Annotated in this window: 11 protein-coding genes and 1 pseudogene; 11 read left to right on the forward strand and 1 reads right to left on the reverse strand. The window is 40.5% G+C overall.

The window, feature by feature from the left end; all coding sequences use genetic code 11:
* The 11 genes from nuoG to hppD all read left to right on the forward strand — a co-directional run bounded on the left by nuoG (position 1) and on the right by hppD (position 14,189).
* Entirely contained in the window at positions 1–3,054 is a 3,054-nt protein-coding gene (gene nuoG, locus ESZ39_RS05740) for an NADH-quinone oxidoreductase subunit NuoG (RefSeq protein ID WP_146878895.1), read from the forward strand.
* Positions 3,047–4,018 carry an NADH-quinone oxidoreductase subunit NuoH gene (gene nuoH / locus ESZ39_RS05745; protein WP_146878923.1) on the forward strand — a complete coding sequence of 324 codons (972 nt, stop codon included), beginning with the start codon at positions 3,047–3,049 and terminating at the stop codon, positions 4,016–4,018. Before nuoG ends, nuoH begins: the two co-directional genes overlap by 8 nt.
* Before the next feature lie 57 nt (positions 4,019–4,075).
* Positions 4,076–4,591 (forward strand): NADH-quinone oxidoreductase subunit NuoI, encoded by a 516-nt coding sequence (nuoI, locus tag ESZ39_RS05750; protein ID WP_146878925.1) that lies wholly within the window; start codon positions 4,076–4,078, stop codon positions 4,589–4,591.
* A 54-nt stretch (positions 4,592–4,645) separates the two neighbouring features.
* Complete coding sequence (nuoJ, locus tag ESZ39_RS05755; protein ID WP_223270257.1) at positions 4,646–5,176, forward strand: NADH-quinone oxidoreductase subunit J; 531 nt, start codon at positions 4,646–4,648, stop codon at positions 5,174–5,176.
* Positions 5,173–5,481, forward strand: coding sequence for an NADH-quinone oxidoreductase subunit NuoK (nuoK, locus tag ESZ39_RS05760; RefSeq protein WP_146878897.1), 309 nt, complete (start codon positions 5,173–5,175; stop codon positions 5,479–5,481). The genes nuoJ and nuoK overlap by 4 nt, the downstream gene beginning before the upstream one ends.
* A complete protein-coding gene (nuoL, locus tag ESZ39_RS05765; protein ID WP_146878899.1) occupies positions 5,481–7,388 on the forward strand; it encodes an NADH-quinone oxidoreductase subunit L in 1,908 nt (635 codons plus the stop codon). The genes nuoK and nuoL overlap by 1 nt, the downstream gene beginning before the upstream one ends.
* The gene (locus ESZ39_RS05770; protein WP_146878901.1) at positions 7,385–8,827 is read left to right on the forward strand and encodes a NuoM family protein; all 1,443 of its coding nucleotides are present in this window, start codon (positions 7,385–7,387) and stop codon (positions 8,825–8,827) included. Before nuoL ends, ESZ39_RS05770 begins: the two co-directional genes overlap by 4 nt.
* Positions 8,828–8,830: 3 nt before the next feature.
* Positions 8,831–10,339, forward strand: a complete 1,509-nt coding sequence (locus ESZ39_RS05775) for an NADH-quinone oxidoreductase subunit N (RefSeq protein ID WP_146878903.1) — start codon at positions 8,831–8,833, stop codon at positions 10,337–10,339.
* A 25-nt stretch (positions 10,340–10,364) separates the two neighbouring features.
* The gene (locus ESZ39_RS05780; RefSeq protein ID WP_146878905.1) at positions 10,365–10,643 is read left to right on the forward strand and encodes a hypothetical protein; all 279 of its coding nucleotides are present in this window, start codon (positions 10,365–10,367) and stop codon (positions 10,641–10,643) included.
* 354 nt (positions 10,644–10,997) lie between these two features.
* Positions 10,998–12,809: a DEAD/DEAH box helicase gene (locus tag ESZ39_RS05785; protein ID WP_146878907.1), complete on the forward strand. Its 1,812-nt coding sequence runs from the start codon at positions 10,998–11,000 to the stop codon at positions 12,807–12,809.
* Positions 12,810–13,145: 336 nt separating this feature from the next.
* A complete protein-coding gene (hppD, locus tag ESZ39_RS05790) occupies positions 13,146–14,189 on the forward strand; it encodes a 4-hydroxyphenylpyruvate dioxygenase (RefSeq protein ID WP_146878909.1) in 1,044 nt (347 codons plus the stop codon).
* Between the two features lie 185 nt (positions 14,190–14,374).
* Here hppD and ESZ39_RS05795 read toward each other — a convergent pair.
* Positions 14,375–14,538: pseudogene (locus ESZ39_RS05795) on the reverse strand (IS1595 family transposase); the annotation flags it as partial.

Genomic DNA, 14,538 nt, shown 5'->3' on the forward strand with positions numbered 1-14,538 from the left:
ATGAGTGAAAAGAAAGTTACGATTTTCATTGATGATGTGCCTTATCAGCTCAGCACTGAAGATAATTTGCTGGCTGGGGTGCTATCACAAAAATTAAACTTGCCCTATTTCTGTTGGCATCCGTCTATGGGTTCTGTTGGTGCTTGTCGTCAGTGCGCCGTTACGCAGTTTCAAGATGAAGCGGATCAACGCGGCCGTATTGTCATGGCTTGTATTACCCCAGTTACTGACGGTATGCGCATTAGTATTAAAAATAAAGCGGCTAGCGAATTTCGTGAGCAAGTTATCGCCGCCATGATGACTAATCATCCTCACGACTGTCCCGTTTGTGCTGAGGGTGGCGAATGCCATTTACAAGATATGACGGTAATGACCGGCCACAGCGTGCGGGAATATCAGGGTACAAAACGCACATTTAGCAATCAATATTTAGGCGAATTAGTTGGTCACGAAATGAACCGTTGTATCACCTGTTATCGCTGTACGCGTTTTTACAATGACTACGCTGGCGGTAAAGATTTTGGTGTTTATGGTTCAAAAAACCAAGTTTATTTTGGTCGCCAGTCTGACGGTGCTTTGGAAAGTGAATTTAGCGGTAACTTAGTTGAGGTTTGTCCAACAGGCGTGTTTACCAATAAAGTTTTTTCATCGCACTATACCCGCAAATGGGATCTACAATCTGCACCGTCGGTTTGTAGCCATTGCTCTGTGGGTTGCAACTTGAGTATTGGCGAACGTTATGGCTCAGTGCGTCGGGTGATGAATCGCTACAATGGCGATATTAATGGCTATTTTATCTGTGACCGCGGTCGTTTTGGTATTGGCTTTGTCAACGGTGAACAGCGTATCAGACAAGCTAAAGGTATCGCGCAACAGTCAACTATAACTTTAACTAAATTAGATGTTGCAAAAGCTTTGTCGCATTTTAGAAAAAAACAATTTATCGGTATTGGCTCTGCTCGTGCCTCGTTAGAAGCTAATTTTTATTTAAAAAACATTGTTGGCGCTGAGCAATTTAGCCCCGGCTATTATGATGAAGAAATGAAAGTGGCGGCGCAACATGCGCAATTACTGGCATCAAACAAAGCACCAAGTCTCTCGGAGATAGAAAACAGCGATTTTATTTTTGTTATTGCGGAAGATATCAGCCAAACCGCACCAAGAATGGCCTTGTCAGTGCGCCAAGCACTGGGCAATGCCGCGAATGATAAAGCCGCAAAAATAGGGATCCCATCATGGCAAGATAGCGCGGTGCGAACCATTGGCGGTAAATTACTATCACCGTTATTTTCTCTGCAAAGTACCACGACTAAACTCGATGATGTTGCCGAGCAAGCCTTACTTTTACCGGTAGATCAAATATCAAAATGTTTAGCGACACTGACTAAGCTTTTACAGCTTAGTCATGTTCAAAAGATTAACAATGACAAAAAGGCAGAAAAAGCGCTTAAGGATTTAGCTGAGCAAGATCAGTTAAGCGTTACTGAGCAAAGCTTTATTACTTCAATTTATAAAGCTTTGCGCAAAGCCACTAAACCATTGTTTATTTCTGGTACCAGTGCCGTTTGTGCTGAACTATTGAGTAATATTACCAATTTAATGTCGGCGTTTAAATCGCAAAATGACATGATAGCGCCAGCATTAATTATTGTGCCGACTTGTAGTAATAGCGTTGGTTTATTATCAATTTTAGATGAACAATCGCTGTCAATTGAACAAGTTTTAGCGCAGCTTAATGACCCAGATAAAAGCTATCAAGGGTTGATCTTGCTGGAGCAAGAACTGGCAAATCTCTCAGCTATTCAAATTGCGCAGTTACGAAAATCAGCTCAAACCCTGATTGTGCTAGATCATTCTGAGCACCGACTTTCAAGTATCGCCGATATTGTGCTGCCGGTTGCGGCGGTTAGCGAAGGAGATGGTCATTATGTTAATTACCAAGGCCGAGCACAGCAGTTCGTGCAAGTGCATGTACCGGTACTGCCGATACAAGAAAGCTGGCGTTGGTTAGATAATATTGCCGATATTGTCGGTATAAAAGTAGCCAGTAAAGTGACAGAAGCAGGTGGTGTTAAGTCCAACCAGCATACTCAAGTTGTCGTTAAAAAAAGCGCTTATGAATCACTGGCTCAGTTGCATCAATTTTTTATCGACACTTATGCTCAATGGCCTAAGTTGATGGCGAAAGCGAGTGATGAAACAAAGAGTGATGAAGCTCAGAAAAAAGCTATTGCGAGAATGAGTCACCGAGCCAGTGGACGCACAGCGCAAATGGCTAATATCACGGTACATGAAGCAAAAACCACCCAAAAAATTGATGATAACTTTAGTTTTTCAATGGAAGGACGATCCGCTGGGCAGAGTAGTGATATGCCCTTTACTTGGTCGCCAGGTTGGAATTCAAACCAAGCTATTGGTCAATTTCAAACAGAAATTAATGGTCAATTATTAACGGAAAAAGCTGCAGTATTTATTCCAATATTAAGCGAAATTGCCAGTAACCCTTGTTGGCGATTAACCGAAAAAATTACAGATCGTACTTTTAAAAGTGACGCGGCTGAAAGTAGTGCGGCTAAAAACCAAGCGGCTAAGCCTTTAACTTATGTTCAACAGAAAAATGTTTATTTCAGTGAGTGGCAAGCGGCGCTAACTCCTGAATTTCAAATGTTACGACAAAGTAATAAAATTTATATTAATGCTGAGACAGCTCAGCAAGCTGGGGTTAAAAAAAGTCAGTGGTGCAAAATTATCTTTTCAGCCACTAACGAAAAAATGCAATTAGCTAGTCAGAGCATTATCAGCCAAGTTTGTATCGTAAAGCAGTTAACTAGCTCTCTCGTTTTTGGTAATTTCTCTCTCTGTCAGTCATTGTCGCATGAACTGGAAATGACTATTTCCTTAGCGTGTGATCAGGAAGTCACTGATTATCTTGCTCAATTTAATAATGGGTTAATAGCGGCGAAAAAAAGTAAAGAGAAGATGCTCGAAAGGTTAAAAGTAAAAGATCAAACTATTCCCATTCGACTGTTCTTAGGAGGGTTGAATGATGGTTGAAATGCTTTGGAAACTGTTTGAAATAACCACCATTATCGCTTTACTGATCCCCATAGCGGCGATGTTGGTATGGGTTGAGCGCCGAATGATTGGCATTTGGCAAGACCGTTGTGGTCCAAATCGAGTGGGGCCATTTGGTATTTTACAGTCATTGGCAGATTTGCTGAAAATTCTTGGTAAAGAAGATTGGATACCACCTTTTAGTGATCGGCTCGTTTTTGTTTTAGCGCCTGTTATTGGTGCTATGTGTGTATTAATGAGTTTCGCCGTGGTGCCTTTTTCTCCAAGCATTGGTGTTTCTGATTTAAATATTGGCTTACTATTTTTTCTTGCGATGGCTTCGCTCGCTGTTTATAGCGTGGTGTTGGCGGGCTGGGCGTCAAACTCTAAGTATGCTTTGTTAGGGGGCATGAGAGCGGCGGCACAAACCGTGAGTTATGAAGTGTTTATGGGGCTGTCTGTAATGGGTGTGGTGCTACTCACCGGTAGCTTCAATTTGCGTGAAATCGTGTTGGCACAAGTCGATGGTTGGCTTATTCAATCACAATTTGTTGGCTTTTTTATTTTCTTAGTGGCGGGTATTGCTGAAAGTCATCGACTGCCTTTCGATTTGCCAGAAGCTGAAACTGAACTAACCGCTGGCTTTCATACCGAATATTCTGGGCTGAAATTTGCCTTGTTTTTTCTCGGTGAGTATTTAAGCGTTACCTTAATATCAGCCATGTCAGTAATACTGTTTTTTGGCGGTTGGTTGATGCCTGAACCGCTTGCTTCATGGTTGCCTCCGCTACTGTGGTTTATTATTAAAGTGATGTTTTTTGTGATGTTTTTTATTCTTTTAAGAACATCACTGCCACGGCCACGTTTTGACCAACTGCTAAAGTTTGGCTGGGTAGTAATGTTACCTCTAGCGTTATTAAATCTTTTGGTTACCGCGGTATTGCACCTAACGGGAGTGCTATAACTATGATTAAACTCAATCAAATTCATACTGTTAATATTAATGTAAACGGGGGTGATGATGTTTAGTCAACTTCGAACCATGTGGTTAGTGCTTAAACATACCTTTACCAAAGCCGATACGGTGCAGTATCCAGAAGAAAAACCCTATTTAGCACCCAGATACCGAGGTCGTATTGTGCTAACCCGAGACCCTGATGGCGAAGAGCGCTGCGTTGCCTGTAACCTTTGTGCGGTCGCTTGTCCGGTTGATTGTATTGCGTTGCAAGAAGTGGTTGATGTTGATGGCCGCAAGCGCGCTGATTTTTTTCGTATTAACTTTTCACGTTGTATTTTATGTGGTTTTTGCGAAGAAGCTTGTCCGACCTATGCGATTCAGTTAACCCCAGATGTCGAATTGGCAGAATACGATAGGCAAAATTTAGTTTATGAGAAAGAACATTTATTAATTAATGGCCCAGGTAAATATCCAGATTATAGCTTTTATCAACAATCGGGTATTGCGATTGCGGGTAAAGGCAAGGGAGAAGCGGAGCAGGAAAGGCCGCCGATTGATATTAAGGGATTAATGCCATGAATTGCGACATAGCTATGTTATATAAAGCTAAAAATAGTGGCAAGGAGAGAGAAAATGTTAGCTAATTTAAGCTCAATTGAAAGCCTATTTTACCTTGCCGGTTTGGTCGCTGTTATTGCTAGTTTAAAGGTGGTTACTGGTCATAATGCCGTGCACGCGCTGTTATATTTAGTGGTGTCGTTATTAGCCGTTGCGATTTGCTTTTATTTGATGGGAGCGCCTTTTGCAGCTGGGTTAGAAGTGATTGTTTATGCGGGTGCGATCTTAGTATTATTTGTTTTTGCTGTGCTGATGTTCGGCTTAGGTACAGATGAAACAACAAACGCGCCAAGGAATACAAATTTAGCAAATATGCTGGGCGCGATGTTGTTGGCATTTGCGCTGTTAGTAGAAATTGTTGTGATTATTAACAATGCTGATATGCAACAAAGCCTGCACGCGAGCGTTATCAGCTCAAAAGCGGTTGGTATTATGTTGTATGGCCCCTATTTACTTGCGGTTGAAATTGCCTCTTTTTTACTCTTATCAGGTCTACTAGCCGGCTATCACTATGCAAAACCTGATGTTACTGGGGGCCCACTATGACCGTTATTCCCTTGTTTCATGTGCTTATTCTATCGACTCTATTATTTGCTATTGGCTTTATTGGCGTAGTGGCAAGAAAAAATACGCTATTTATCTTGATGAGCTTGGAAATCATGCTAAATGCCGTCGGCGTTGCTTTTATCGGTGCCGGTAGCGTTTGGCAACAAGCTGATGGCCAAGTGATGTTTCTTTTAATTTTAACGCTTGCCGCTGCTGAAGTGGCCGTAGGGTTAGCCTTATTAATCCGTATGCAAAAGAAATATCGCTCTTTAGATATTGATTTGTTAAATCAGATGAAGGGGTAATGATAGTGCTATTAGCGAGTTTACCTTTTTACCCCTTAGTGAGCTTCTTAGTGTTAATTGCCTTTGGTAAAAAGCTGTCATGGCAGCTTGCGGCCATCATTAGTGTCAGTAGTATCGCGCTGACGGTATTAGTTAGCGCGATATTATTATTTGAATTATCCGCTAGCCAAAACCAGGTGCTGACCGTTAATCTTTGGCATTGGTTTGATCTAACTAATCAAATGGGTACTAGTGAAGTTAATATGCGCTTTTACCTTGATGGTTTATCCGCTGTCATGATCAGTGTGGTTACCGGTGTGGGTTTTTTAATTCACTTATTTGCTGCCATATATATGAAAACTGATGCGAATTTTTCGCGTTTTATGGCGTATATGAATCTATTTATTGTCGCTATGTTGATATTGGTCTTAGCCGATAATTTAGTGCTGCTATATTTGGGCTGGGAAGGCGTTGGTTTATGTAGCTTTTTATTGATTGGTTTTTGGTATCAAGAAAAGAGCAATATTTTAGCTGCGCGTAAAGCTTTTATTGTTACCCGTATTGGCGATACTTCAATGGTGATAGGCTTGCTGCTGTTGTTTAATACTTTTGGTGAATTAAACATTAAAGCGGTAACGACACTTGCTCAACAAGGCCATAATCTTGCTGCTGGCTCCAGCCCTGTTTCTAGTGCTGAGCAAGCCAATGATATTTACTGGATTGCCTTATTATTGCTTGGTGGCGCTGTTGGTAAGTCAGCGCAATTGCCACTGCAAACTTGGTTACCTGATGCTATGGCAGGGCCAACGCCGGTCAGCGCCCTGATACATGCTGCGACTATGGTCACGGTAGGGGTGTATTTAATTGCCCGTATGCATGGCATCTTTTTATTGGTACCAGAAGTGATGAATTATGTCGCTTGGCTCGGTGCCTCAACCTTATTACTCGCCGGCGTTGCTGCACTGGCACAAACTGATATTAAACGCGTTTTGGCTTATTCAACCATGAGCCAAATTGGTTATATGATGCTGGCACTCGGTGCTGGTGCTTGGTCTGCCGGCGTTTTTCATTTAATGACGCATGCCTTTTTTAAAGCGCTGCTGTTCTTAACGGCAGGAGCCGTTATCTATGCGCTGCATCATCAACAAAATCTTTTTAAAATGGGCGGTTTATTTAAAAAATTACCCTTTGAAACTAGTTTGTTTGTGGTGGGTTTAATTTGCCTAATGGCCTTACCGGGCACTTCTGGGTTTTTCTCTAAAGAAGCGATTATTGCACAGCTTTGGTCGTCAAGCACAGCAGGGCCAATGTTATGGTGGTGTGCTATTTTAGGCGCGTTGTTAACCAGTATTTATAGCTGTCGGTTATTTTTTCTCGCCTTTCTTGGTACGGCACGCTTCTCTGAAAACACACACCCAGAAAAAAGTACACTGTTACGCAGTGCATTAATCGTTTTGGCTTTGTTGTCTTTATTTGGTGGGCTTATTCCACTTGATCTTACTTTGGTGTTCTCAACGGTTATTCAGACGCCTTTAGCGCAGCTGATTGAACCGACTTGGTTACATACCGTTGCTATTATAACGCCCTTTATCGGTATTTTGTTTTCTTGGTTTTATTTTAAAAATTATCGCCTATCGCCGCTTAAAGGTACTAAACATAATATTCAGCCGAGTAAAGGTAAATTTGTGGTGTTTTGTCGTCAAGGTTTAGGTTTTGATGCTTGTTATAATGCACTGTTAGTTAAACCTTATCAGTGGCTTGCCCAGATAAATAAGCACGATATTTTCGACCAAATTATTATGCTCAATGCTGGGTATGTTAACTTATGGCACGACAGCTTGATTTTCGTGCAAAATGGTAGCTTACGCTGGTACTTAGCTGCCTTTGGGCTAGCAATAATGCTGTTGTTAGGAGTAAGCCTCTTATGACTCTAAGCCTTATTATGCTGGCATTGCTGATTACGGGTGCATTAGCTTGGCGCGCTGAAAGATACTGGCAAGGTAGTGCTAAATGGCTAGCATTAATGAGCTTAGCGTTATTAGCAATAACTTTTGCGGGCTTTGTTATCAACTATGCTATTAGCCACAATAATGACTTTGCGCAGTTACAGGTATTGAGCCGAATAAATTGGATCAAAACTTTTAATATTCAATACAGTATTGCGCTTGATCAGTTAAGCATTGTGCTAATAGCACTGACTTGGCTGTTAGCGATTATTTGCGTGTTAGTTTCTTGGCGTGAAATTAAGCGCCATGTCGGTTTTTACTATTTTAATTTACTGCTCACTATTGCCGGCATTATTGGCGTTTTTGTTGCGGTTGATATGTTTCTTTTCTTCTTTTTTTGGGAAGTCATGTTATTACCCATGACCGCTATTATTGCTATTTGGGGCCATGAAAAAAGATACTTTGCCGCGCTAAAATTTTTCATTTTTACCCAAGTCAGTAGTTTATTGATGCTAGTGGCTATTATTGCCACGGGATATTTTCATTTATTGCAAACGGGGCAGTTAAGTTTTTATTACCTCGATTGGCTTTTGTTGGATATTCCGCTCGAAATTAGTCAATATTTGATGTTAGGTTTTTTTATTGCTTTTGCGGTTAAATTACCTTCGGTGCCGGTGCACAGTTGGTTACCTGACGCGCATACCCAAGCGCCAACAGCCGGTAGCGTATTGCTTGCTGGGGTACTACTAAAAACCGGCGCTTACGGCTTAATTCGTTTTGTTATTTTCTTATTTCCGCAAGCCAGTGTGCAATTCGCCCCTATTGCCGCGACATTGGCAGTGGTGAGTATTGTTTATGGCGCGAAAATGGCTTTTGCACAACAAGACTTTAAACGCTTAGTCGCCTATAGCAGTATTAGCCATATGGGCTTTGTGATGCTGGCATTGTTTGCGTTTAACAGCATGGCTTATCAAGGTGCAATCGTCACTATGGTGGCACATGGTTTAAGTAGTGCTGCTTTGTTTGCTATGGCGGGTATGATTTATCAACGCATTCACAGTAGAGATTTGGCAGATATGGGCGGTTTTTGGCAAAGTGCGCCTCGTATGGGCGGATTTGCTTTGGCTTTTGCTGGTGCTGCTTTTGGTTTACCGGGTTTAGCTAACTTTATTGGTGAATTTTTGAGTTTAGTTGGCGTATTTCAAGTCATGCCTGAGTTTGCCATTATCGCTGCCTTGGGTCTTATTGGCTCGGCTATTTATGGCATGGTGTTGTTCCAAGCAAGTTTTCAAGGTGCGCCCAAGCGAGAAATTATTGATCTGCAGTCTAGGGAGCTGATTATTTGTGGCTCATTATTATTGATGCTCTTAGCTATTGGCTTATATCCGATGCTACTGCTTAAATTCTCATTTGGAGTCTAAGTGATGATGTCTATAGCGAGTAACTCACAACCTTTGCTAACCATGACGATGGCTAGCGCAATTTTGCCGCAGCTCATTATTGCTTTTGGCATTACATTAGCCTTATTGCTGGTGGCGTGGAAAAGATCACAACGCACCATAGCACTATTCACTTTTTTGACACTTTTTATCGCCTTGTTAGCCAATGTAAGTTTGCAAGCAATGCCAGCAACCCAAGTAACGCAACTATTAAAAGTTGATGGTTACAGCACTTTTGCCTTTAGTTTGATACTGATCTCTGCCTTGGTGGCTTTACGAATGAGCCATAGTTTTCTAAAAGCGCATGTAGAAGTGCATGATGAATATTATTTATTGTTATTGCTCCTAGTACTTGGGGCGGGTGTTTTGGTTGCTAGCGACCATTTTGCCAGTTTGTTTTTGGGCTTTGAGCTGTTAAGTATTAGTTTGGTGGGTTTAGTGGGTTATCATCGCGAGAGTAATTACAGCGTTGAGAGTGCCTTTAAATATTTGGTATTAAGTGCCACCGCATCGAGTTTTATGCTGTTAGGCATTGCTTTTATTTATAGCGTTACTGGTGATCTGAGCTTTAATGCCACTATACCTACTGCGATATACCATCAGCAAGGCTTAGGGTTGTTTTTTCAGCTAGGGCTATTGTTGTTTGTTTCTGGCATTGCCTTTAAATTATCAATTGCGCCGTTCCATTTCTGGACACCCGACGTTTATCAAGGAGCGCCAACACCCATAACTATGTTAATGGCCACGATATCAAAAGTCGCTATGTTCGTTGTTTTGCTTAAGTGTATTATCGCTCAGCGCTATTTATTACTGGAAAATTTTCAATTGTTTTTAACATCATTTGCAGTAATCTCGATGTTGTTGGGTAATGTTATGGCGCTTCAACAGCAAAATTTAAAACGTTTATTAGCTTATTCATCGATTGCTCATATGGGTTATTTACTGATTGTCATTATTGTTACTTCAGCGCAAAGTTTGGCGTTTACTTGGCAAAGTGCGTTATTTTATTTAGCGGCTTATACCGTTGCTAACCTCTCCATTTTTATCATTATTGCGTTAATTCAACAGCAAAATACCAGCTCGCTTTACCAAGAAGATATTTCATTAACTGATTTACAAGGTTTGTTTTGGCGTGCACCGAGTTATGCTTTGTTGATGATACTTGGTTTGCTGAGTTTGGCGGGTATTCCTTTAACCATGGGCTTTATTGGTAAATTCTATATCTTAAGTCAGGCCACTATTGCTCATGCCTGGTGGTTAATTGCCACGCTTATTATCGGTAGTGCTATCGGCTTAGCTTATTATTTACCGATGATCTTTAAGATTTTTGCTGATACGCCATCCGATACGCTATGCGATACGCAAAAAATGAACGGCAAAGTTAAAGCGCTTGGAGGTGATATTATTGAGCAAGTATTAGTGTATAGCTTTATTACATTTGGCTTGGTCTTTGGCGTATTGCCAGAAGTGATCAATCAACTTATTGCTTCTTAGCTATGGTTGGTAAACTGGCTAATTAATGGTTGTTTTCAGCAGAAAACATCTAATCTGTAGATCTATTATTGAAGGCTCTAGAGCAATAGAGATTAATAACGCTGATGGTAATCTTGATATTGAAGATAGTTCAGGTGACTTAATGGTCAAAAAAGTAGCCGGCGAGATTACTATTGACTACAACTATCACTCTAGTGATATTGATATTGAGATAGAGCAAGCTGGTGGGTTAGAAATCCTGGCAAGCGGTTCAGGCAATTTACGGCTTAAAAAGGTAAAAGGCGGCTTTAAAATTGACAGTTAAGTAAGATTTGTTTTAATTATTGTAGAATGTTCAGCAGAGCTTAAAGCGCCATTTATAGGTTTTTATGCTTTTTTTACGGTTTAATAGCGTTTGATAGACATTATAGCTTGTATAAATTAAGCGCATCTGTATAATGCGCGCCTCTGTAATCGTCAATCGAAAAAGTTTCCAAGTGAAACTTAGCGAATTACAGAAACTTAAAATGAGTGGGGTATATCCGCCCATAGACTTGCCCAGTTAACCTTTCAACGTTAACGTAAGAATGTGCCTTAAGTCTTCCTGGTGGTTTCCTCGTATATGTACGTAGGAATTTTGGCGTATAGCCAGTTTCTACCATGAGAAGACAAAAATTATATGACTGATCTTAACAACGCCTCTGTAGGCTTTGACTCCCTTGGTTTGCCTGAAAACTTAGTATCTGCTGTAAAAGCACTAGGTTTTGAATCATCTACTGCAATTCAAGCACAAACAATTCCGCCTTTACTGCAAGGTAAAGATGTCCTTGGTGAAGCGCAAACAGGTACCGGTAAAACGGCTGCATTTGGTTTGCCTGCACTAGCAAAAATTGATGTAACGCTTCGTAAACCACAATTAATGGTTCTAGCGCCAACGCGTGAGTTAGCTATTCAAGTAGCCGAAGCGATTGAAACTTTTGCACAACACATGAAAGGTTTACGTGTTGCTACTTTATATGGTGGTCAATCATACCAGCCACAATTTCAACAACTAGAGCGTGGTGCACAAGTTGTTGTTGGTACGCCTGGTCGTTTGATGGATCACTTACGTCGTAAGAGCCTTAAATTAGATAATTTATCATTTTGTGTGCTTGATGAAGCTGATGAAATGTTAAACATGGGTTTCTTAGAAGACATTGAGTGGATCCTTGAGCACTTACCGAAAGAAACACAAATGGCCTTGTTTTCTGCAACGATGCCAGCACAAATTCGTAAAGTAGCGAATCGCTTTTTGAAAAATCCTGAGCATATTAAAATTGCGGCAGTGAAAAAAGAAAAAGCTAATATTACTCAATATGCATGGAAAGTTAGCGGCATTAACAAAATGACGGCTTTAGAGCGTATTGCTGAAACTATTGAATACGATGCGATGCTAATCTTTGTACGTACTCGTAATGATACTATTGACGTTGCTGAAAAATTAGAACGTGCCGGCTATGCCTCTGTTGCTTTAAATGGCGATATGAACCAAGCACAGCGTGAACGTACTGTTGATCAACTTAAATCTGGTGCGTCATCAATTCTTGTAGCAACAGATGTTGTTGCTCGTGGTCTTGATATCCCTCGTCTTTCATTAGTTATTAACTATGATTTACCAGGTGACAACGAAGCTTATGTTCACCGTATTGGCCGTACTGGCCGTGCTGGCCGTAGTGGTACTGCCATTTCATTTGTTCGCCCACGTGAAATGTATTCTTTACGTCATTATGAGCGTTTAACTTCTGGTACCATTGCCATGTATGACTTACCTAATATCCAAGAAATAGGTAAGGCACGTATTGAGCGTACTTGTAATGAGTTATCTAGTATTGTTGCTGATAAAGAGTTAACGGCAATGCGTGAAATTATTGAAACAATGGCCAGTGAGTCAGAACTTTCAATGACAGACTTAGCGGCAGCGTTACTTTATCAAAAACAGTTAAAGCAGCCTCTACAACCAAAAGAAGATCCAAAACCTCGTCGTGATGCACGTGAAAGAAATGACCGTGATAGCAAAGGTAGTGATAGTCGTGGTGCTCGTAATGACAGCCGTGGTGGTCGTAATGAAGCTCGTGGCGGTCGCAGTGAAGCCCGTGGTGATAGTCGTAATGAGAACCGTCCAGAGCGCGCTCCTCGTAAAGCGAAAGTTGCACGTTCAGATGTTGATTGGCAGACTTACCGCCTAGAAGTAGGTAAAGAGCATGGTGCACGTCCTGGTGATATCGTTGGCGCTATTGCTAATGAAATTTCATTAGATAGTAGCTACATTGGTGCGATTAACTTACACGACAAACATAGTTATGTGCAATTACCTAAAGGTATGCCTGACAAGTCATTTACGCAATTAAAGCGTGTTCGTGTTCGTCGTCAAGCATTAGAGATTACAGTTTCTGATACTCAGACACCAGCAGCATCGTCTGAGCGTCCACGTAAAGAGCAACACACTAGTTAGTCATTAGTGTAAATATAATGCTTAAAACGCTAATTCTTCACTAGAGTTAGCGTTTTTTTTTGCCTATAGAATTTAGTTCAAGTGGTGACTTGTTCAAATTATTTAAGACTTTTTGACGGTTAACTGAACGAATTGTCGAGGCTTAAATTTGCTGTAAATATATAGTTACATCTGTGGGCGGTGCTAGCTATAGCTTAGATCCTCATCGCTAACAATTCATCTGTTTTGTACGTAAAAATAGATTTACGCCGCAAAAAATGTCAGTTTTTTCATTCACTTCCACTGTGTCGAATTCACGGTAATAATCGCTCTATTGCTACAACGAGAGAAATAACTATGACAGAAGTAACTAACCCACTTAATTTACGTGGTATCGAATTTATTGAATATGCGTCGCCAGATTCTGATTTTATGGAAAATGCTTTTTATGGTTTCGGCTTTTCAAAAACAAAAAAATTCAAAGGCCGTGATATCGATTATTTTAATCAGAACGATATTAATTTTTTCTTAAATCATGAACAAGCGGGTTTTTCTAAAGAGTTTGCTAAAAGCCATGGCCCAGCAATTTGTTCAATGGGTTGGCGTGTAGAAGATGCTGAGTTTGCTTTTGAGCAAGCCGTTGTTCGTGGTGCAAAGTCAGCGCAAGAGGTTGACAATAAATTACCTTACCCTGCTATTTTTGGTATTGGTGATAGTTTAATTTACTTCATTGAAAAATTTGGCGCTAAAGGCTCAATATACCAAGATGATTTTGAAGATATTGCTGAGCCAGTATTAGTAAAAGATAAAGGCTTTAAAGCCGTTGATCATTTAACTAATAATGTTTACCAGGGCACAATGGAGCATTGGGCTAATTTTTATAAAAACATCTTTGGTTTTACTGATATTCGCTACTTTGATATTAAAGGGGCAAAATCGGCTTTGGTCTCATACGCTTTACAATCGCCTTGTGGCACCTTCTGTATTCCTATTAATGAAGGTAAAGGTACCAGTAATAACCAAATAGACGAATATTTAGATGAATATAATGGTCCAGGTGTGCAACACTTAGCCTTTATCTCAGATGATTTATTAGGCTCTTTAGATCAATTAGATAAAAACATCATCGATACCTTAAATATCGTACCTGAATATTATGACGATGTATTTGATCGTATTCCTTGGGTAAAAGAAGATCATCAGCGCATTCGTGATCATCAAGTATTAGTCGACAGCCAAAAAGAAAATTCATACTTGTTACAGATATTCACCAAGAATATTTTTGGACCTATCTTTATTGAAATGATCCAACGTGTTGATGACCAAGGTTTTGGCGAAGGTAACTTCACCGCTTTGTTTAAGTCAATCGAACTCAATCAGATAGAGCGTGGCGTGCTTTAATTTAATATTTTAGCGCTATAACTTATCTTAAAAGCCAGCATTCGCTGGCTTTTTACATTCTGAGCGTTCACTGCATTCGTAGATGAGTTTACTAATACCAATTTGATTAATTAAGTGATCACCTTTTTCATGAGGAAAAATGGATAAATACAAGGCATAAAATTTAGTAATACCAATCCCATTGGCTATGTCCCAATTAACTGTGTCTGCGATAACAACAGACTGTTTTCATTGGGGTTATCACTTGATTCAATAAACCTATACCAACTTAGGTAATTATCGAGGTATTTCGTTGCTACGCCGTGAAACCGAGCTATCCAGCCGTGAAGTCTGCCGTGATAAGCGTTAA

The sequence above is a fragment of the Colwellia sp. C1TZA3 genome (assembly GCF_007954265.1).
Classification (GTDB): Bacteria; Pseudomonadota; Gammaproteobacteria; order Enterobacterales; family Alteromonadaceae; genus Cognaticolwellia.

Excerpts from the sequence above, each read along its gene's own strand:
- nuoG (WP_146878895.1), top strand. The coding sequence starts at position 1 with ATGAGTGAAAAGAAAGTTACGATTTTCATTGATGATGTGCCTTATCAG.
- nuoJ (WP_223270257.1), top strand. The coding sequence starts at position 4,646 with ATGTTAGCTAATTTAAGCTCAATTGAAAGCCTATTTTACCTTGCCGGT.
- ESZ39_RS05770 (WP_146878901.1), top strand. The coding sequence starts at position 7,385 with ATGACTCTAAGCCTTATTATGCTGGCATTGCTGATTACGGGTGCATTA.
- hppD (WP_146878909.1), top strand. The coding sequence starts at position 13,146 with ATGACAGAAGTAACTAACCCACTTAATTTACGTGGTATCGAATTTATT.
- nuoK (WP_146878897.1), top strand. The coding sequence starts at position 5,173 with ATGACCGTTATTCCCTTGTTTCATGTGCTTATTCTATCGACTCTATTA.
- ESZ39_RS05785 (WP_146878907.1), top strand. The coding sequence starts at position 10,998 with ATGACTGATCTTAACAACGCCTCTGTAGGCTTTGACTCCCTTGGTTTG.
- nuoI (WP_146878925.1), top strand. The coding sequence starts at position 4,076 with ATGTTTAGTCAACTTCGAACCATGTGGTTAGTGCTTAAACATACCTTT.
- nuoL (WP_146878899.1), top strand. The coding sequence starts at position 5,481 with ATGATAGTGCTATTAGCGAGTTTACCTTTTTACCCCTTAGTGAGCTTC.
- ESZ39_RS05775 (WP_146878903.1), top strand. The coding sequence starts at position 8,831 with ATGATGTCTATAGCGAGTAACTCACAACCTTTGCTAACCATGACGATG.
- nuoH (WP_146878923.1), top strand. The coding sequence starts at position 3,047 with ATGGTTGAAATGCTTTGGAAACTGTTTGAAATAACCACCATTATCGCT.
- ESZ39_RS05780 (WP_146878905.1), top strand. The coding sequence starts at position 10,365 with ATGGTTGTTTTCAGCAGAAAACATCTAATCTGTAGATCTATTATTGAA.